The organism is Deltaproteobacteria bacterium, assembly GCA_026388545.1.
Lineage (GTDB): Bacteria > Desulfobacterota > Syntrophia > Syntrophales > UBA2185 > JAPLJS01.
Genome location: JAPLJS010000097.1, coordinates 1 through 3825, shown reverse-complemented (window position 1 = coordinate 3825; position 3825 = coordinate 1). Strand labels below are relative to the sequence as shown.

General features: G+C 50.5%; 5 protein-coding genes. 4 read left to right on the top strand and 1 reads right to left on the bottom strand.

All coding sequences use genetic code 11. The features are described from left to right. Nucleotides 1-255: 255 nt before the first annotated feature. From NTW12_11355 to NTW12_11340, 4 genes are all read left to right on the top strand, one after another. A complete protein-coding gene (locus NTW12_11355) occupies nt 256-1350 on the top strand; it encodes an outer membrane beta-barrel domain-containing protein (protein MCX5846933.1) in 1095 nt (364 codons plus the stop codon). 532 nt (nt 1351-1882) lie between these two features. Next, nucleotides 1883-2059 (top strand): hypothetical protein, encoded by a 177-nt coding sequence (locus NTW12_11350; GenBank protein MCX5846932.1) that lies wholly within the window; start codon nt 1883-1885, stop codon nt 2057-2059. Between the two features lie 313 nt (nt 2060-2372). Next, nucleotides 2373-3008 carry a glycine zipper family protein gene (locus NTW12_11345; protein ID MCX5846931.1) on the top strand — a complete coding sequence of 212 codons (636 nt, stop codon included), beginning with the start codon at nt 2373-2375 and terminating at the stop codon, nt 3006-3008. Nucleotides 3009-3051: 43 nt separating this feature from the next. Beyond that, on the top strand, nt 3052-3549 hold the full coding sequence (locus tag NTW12_11340; GenBank protein MCX5846930.1) for a hypothetical protein: 498 nt from the start codon (nt 3052-3054) through the stop codon (nt 3547-3549). 92 nt (nt 3550-3641) lie between these two features. On the opposite strand, the gene NTW12_11335 is transcribed toward NTW12_11340, so the two are convergent. Further along, nucleotides 3642-3825: hypothetical protein (locus NTW12_11335; GenBank protein ID MCX5846929.1), on the bottom strand; the 184-nt coding region annotated here is incomplete at its 5' end.

Below are 3825 nucleotides of genomic sequence, written 5' to 3'. Positions count from 1 at the left end.
TGGCAGAGCGCTGTCTCTGATCTCTTCAGTTACGATGGTGAACACAGTCATTAACGTGCCAGCGCCATAAGGCATGAGGCATTCGGTATGAAAGCAGGCAAAAAGGGAAGACAGGCTATTTTCATAATTCAGACTGTCTCCTTTTTGCCTCTCTACAACGCCTCGTTCTTTTGGCACAGAGATATCCCACACGGCTTTTTTCAAAGAGCCGGGAAGGCAACAGCAAAACGCAACAATATAAAAGGAGGACGTACAATGAAAACAATGTATCGTGCAGCGCTGATGGTAGCTGCCTTTGTTTTTCTCCTTCCCTTGTCTGCTCGCTCCGAGATAAAGGCAGGAAGCTTTGAAGTGGGTCCGTTCGGAGGGTACAATTTCTTCGAAAACGATCAGAATCTGAAAGACCGACCCGTATTTGGCGGACGGCTTGGCTATAATTTCACGAGGCATTTTGGTATTGAAGGCGTCGGGGAATATATAGATAGTCGCGTTGATGACAGGGCAAGAGTGGGGCGTACGGAAGGACAGTACGGAAGTCCCATGGATAGGGTGAACCTTACTTTTTATCATCTCGATCTCGTCTATCACATTCTGCCCGACAGTAAATTCACCCCCTTTGTCCTTGTCGGTTTCGGAGGAACCCACTATGATCCATCGATATCGACTAAAGACATGGCTGCTTTTAATGTTGGTGTAGGAGCGAAATACTGGGTGACGGACCATATCGCATTCAGAGTCGATCTCAAAGATTATATGGTTACCGAGATTTTCCAAGAGACCTACCATAATATTGGAGCTACTATTGGAATAACTTTTGCGTTCGGTGGCAAGGCAAAGCCCGCACCGGTCCCTGTTGAGAAGTATGAACCAATAGCCAAACCCACACCTGAGCCCATGGTTAAAGAGAAGGTCGAGGAGAAGGTCGTTATCATGGCGTCTGAACCAAAGGTCGAGGAGCAGGTTATGGTCGCCGCAGCTGAGCCGAAGATCATTATTCTTGCGTTTGAGGACGTACATTTTGATTTCGATAAGTCGACACTTAAGCCAGAAGCGCAGACGATACTGAAAAGAAACGTCCAGATGCTGAAAGATAATCCTAAAGCGAAAGTCCGCATTGCAGGGTATACCTCTGCTGCCGGCACTGAAGCTTATAACCAGGCGTTAAGCGAAAGAAGGGCAAAGGCTGTCCAGGAATACCTCATTAACGAAGGCATCATTACACCGGACAGGCTTTCCACAATCGGCTATGGCGAGACACACCCGGCAATGTACGAAGCAGCGCCTAAAGAGATTTACTCAAAAGCAGCAAAGGCAAACATGAGAGTTCTTTTTGAAATAATTGTGAAATAGAAGCATCGGGTTAAGGGTCCGGAAAGGTGTTTTACATCGATCCGGACCCTTGCGGTTGAAACAAAATAGCCCGGAAAAGGCTACGGTATGTCAAAACCGGTCGACAGCAATAGAGCACAGGCAGAGGGCATGGAAAACCGCTGGCCTCCAGGGGAAATCTTTCTGCGATAGCTTCTGCCTGGTGCGCCGGGGGACGAGTTCCTCCTCCAGCCACAGAATCCGGAGCTGAAGGTAACGCGCATAAATTTAAGCTTCGAGACCATTGAACTGCTCGGCGCCTGGGAATGGGAGGGACTCCAGTTCACCGCCGGTCCTTCGTACATCCTTCACACCGACTCCGACCTATGAACACAACGGTCCTCATCCTCGGTGAGACCGGTACGGGAAAGGATCTGATCGCTGCCGCCGTCCACCAAAGTCGATGTGCGGATCGTGGCAACGACCAATCGAAACCTTGAGGAAGAGGTCCGCAAGGGCCGGTCTTGGAGTTGGCAGATAAACTGGATATTTCATCCCCCCACTCTCATCCGCCGTGAGGACCCTGGAAGAGACGGAGCGAAACCAAATTCTTAAAATCCTTTCTGAAACCCGATGGTGCATCGAGGGAAAGGACGGGGCCGCTGCAATCCTGGGCCTCCACCCAAGCACCTTAAGAGCGAGGATGCATAAGCTTGGGATAGTCCGGCCGGAGACAAAAGAACCAGATTAGACTGTTCACCTCCCCTCAACGTATCCCTCAACATGTTGAGGTTCCACCAAATATTGAGGCCAAACGAATCATTTCATACTTTTCTGCTGTTCTCTCCTGTTAATCTAACCCACTGTTATTAAAGGATGAATCCAATCTTCTGATTTTCTTTCGGCTATTGGCAGGCCATTTGCTATTACTATTTTTATGATCCTGGTAATCACACGAATGAAGGTCCTTTAAAAGAGAAAAAATTAGCCGTAACGGGAGTAGCCCTCCTCTTTGTGTCGATGGTTTTTGTTTTTGTGGCGTTCCGCTACGAAGGAGAATGTAAATGATGATGTTAATGGTGATGTTAATGAGTAAGGCGTTGACGGACAAACATGTACCGGAAATGCGGGCATCAAGAGCTGGTCTTCGGCTTTTCCTTCTCTTGACAGTCTTTGCGTTGGCCGGATGTTATCCTGCGTCGTATCGAGAGGTTTCACGACCCATGCCCGGAGATACCGGTGGAAGTCCAAGGGCTCCTATTACTCAGGTCTATTTTTATCCGAAAGCCGGCCAGACAACCGAACAACAGTCACGTGACCACTATGAATGTTACAACTGGGCGATGCAACAGACCGGCTTCGATCCAAGTCAGTCGTCTATCCCGCCTGTGCAGCGCGTCCGGGTGGTGCCGATGCCTCCACCCGGGCATGATACCACCGTTCTGGCTATCACCGGTGCGGTGCTGGGCGCATTGATTGCCGGACCGAGACACGCTGCGGGAGGTGCATTGATTGGTGCAGCAGGGGGGGCGATTGCCGGCGCAGCGTCGGATTCGTCAAGGCAGCAGACTGCCCGGCAGTTGGAGGAAGCCTATCCCAACCGCGATCGGGCACTTGACGCTCAATATGAAGGACGGGCACTCAACTTCCGGCGTGCGATGTCTGCTTGCCTCGAAGGCCGCGGGTATACCGTAAAGTGAGGAAAACCGAGAATCTGTATTTGATTTTAAGGAGGCCATAACCATGTCATATCTTCACAATAAGAGTTGGTACTTTGCGCTCGGCGTTCTGTTGGCCGTGTTGTCAGGAATTATGTTGTTCGGGTTTACGCAGGTGGCGCGCGCGGACGAACGCGGTTTCCGCCATCACGCATTCATGGATTCGCATTATGGCCATAACCGTTCCTACCCGTCTCGCGGTCAGTTCATTGAAGCGCTGCCAAGCGGCCACCGGATGGCGTATTACGGCGATGCACGATACTACTTCCACGGAGGTATCTGGTACCGCCCGCAGGGATCGCGCTTCGTCATCGTTTTGTTCATCTATCCCCGCCAAGGCCAGAGCGAACAGAAACAGGCAACTGATCGTTACGAGTGCCACCGCTGGGCTGTGAGCCAGACGGGCCACGATCCGATTCAGCCGCCTGCTGGTGTGCCCGCCGCTCAAATGAGCCAGAAGCGCGCGGACTATCAGCGTGCGATTGGTGCCTGCCTCGATGGCCGCGGATATACCGTGAAATAGCAGGAGACTGCCACGCCGGGCTGATGGCCGGTGCAACGAAGGATGAATCAAAACTTCTGATTTTCCTTCGGTTATTGGCAGGCCATTTGCTATTACATTTTAATGATCCTGGTCATCTCACCCAAAAGCGAGTTCTTGTCATTTTTAAGGAGGTGAAAAAGGAGGGGGATAAGTAGGAGAAGGTTAGTAATAAACAATCGTGAATTTAATAATTTTCGAAAGGAGGGGGCGATGAAGAGAATCATTATGTTGGCAATGGTTTTAATGATGATGCTT

Coding starts and splice junctions, on each gene's coding strand:
- NTW12_11355 (MCX5846933.1), top strand. CDS start 256: ATGAAAACAATGTATCGTGCAGCGCTGATGGTAGCTGCCTTTGTTTTT.
- NTW12_11345 (MCX5846931.1), top strand. CDS start 2,373: ATGATGATGTTAATGGTGATGTTAATGAGTAAGGCGTTGACGGACAAA.
- NTW12_11340 (MCX5846930.1), top strand. CDS start 3,052: ATGTCATATCTTCACAATAAGAGTTGGTACTTTGCGCTCGGCGTTCTG.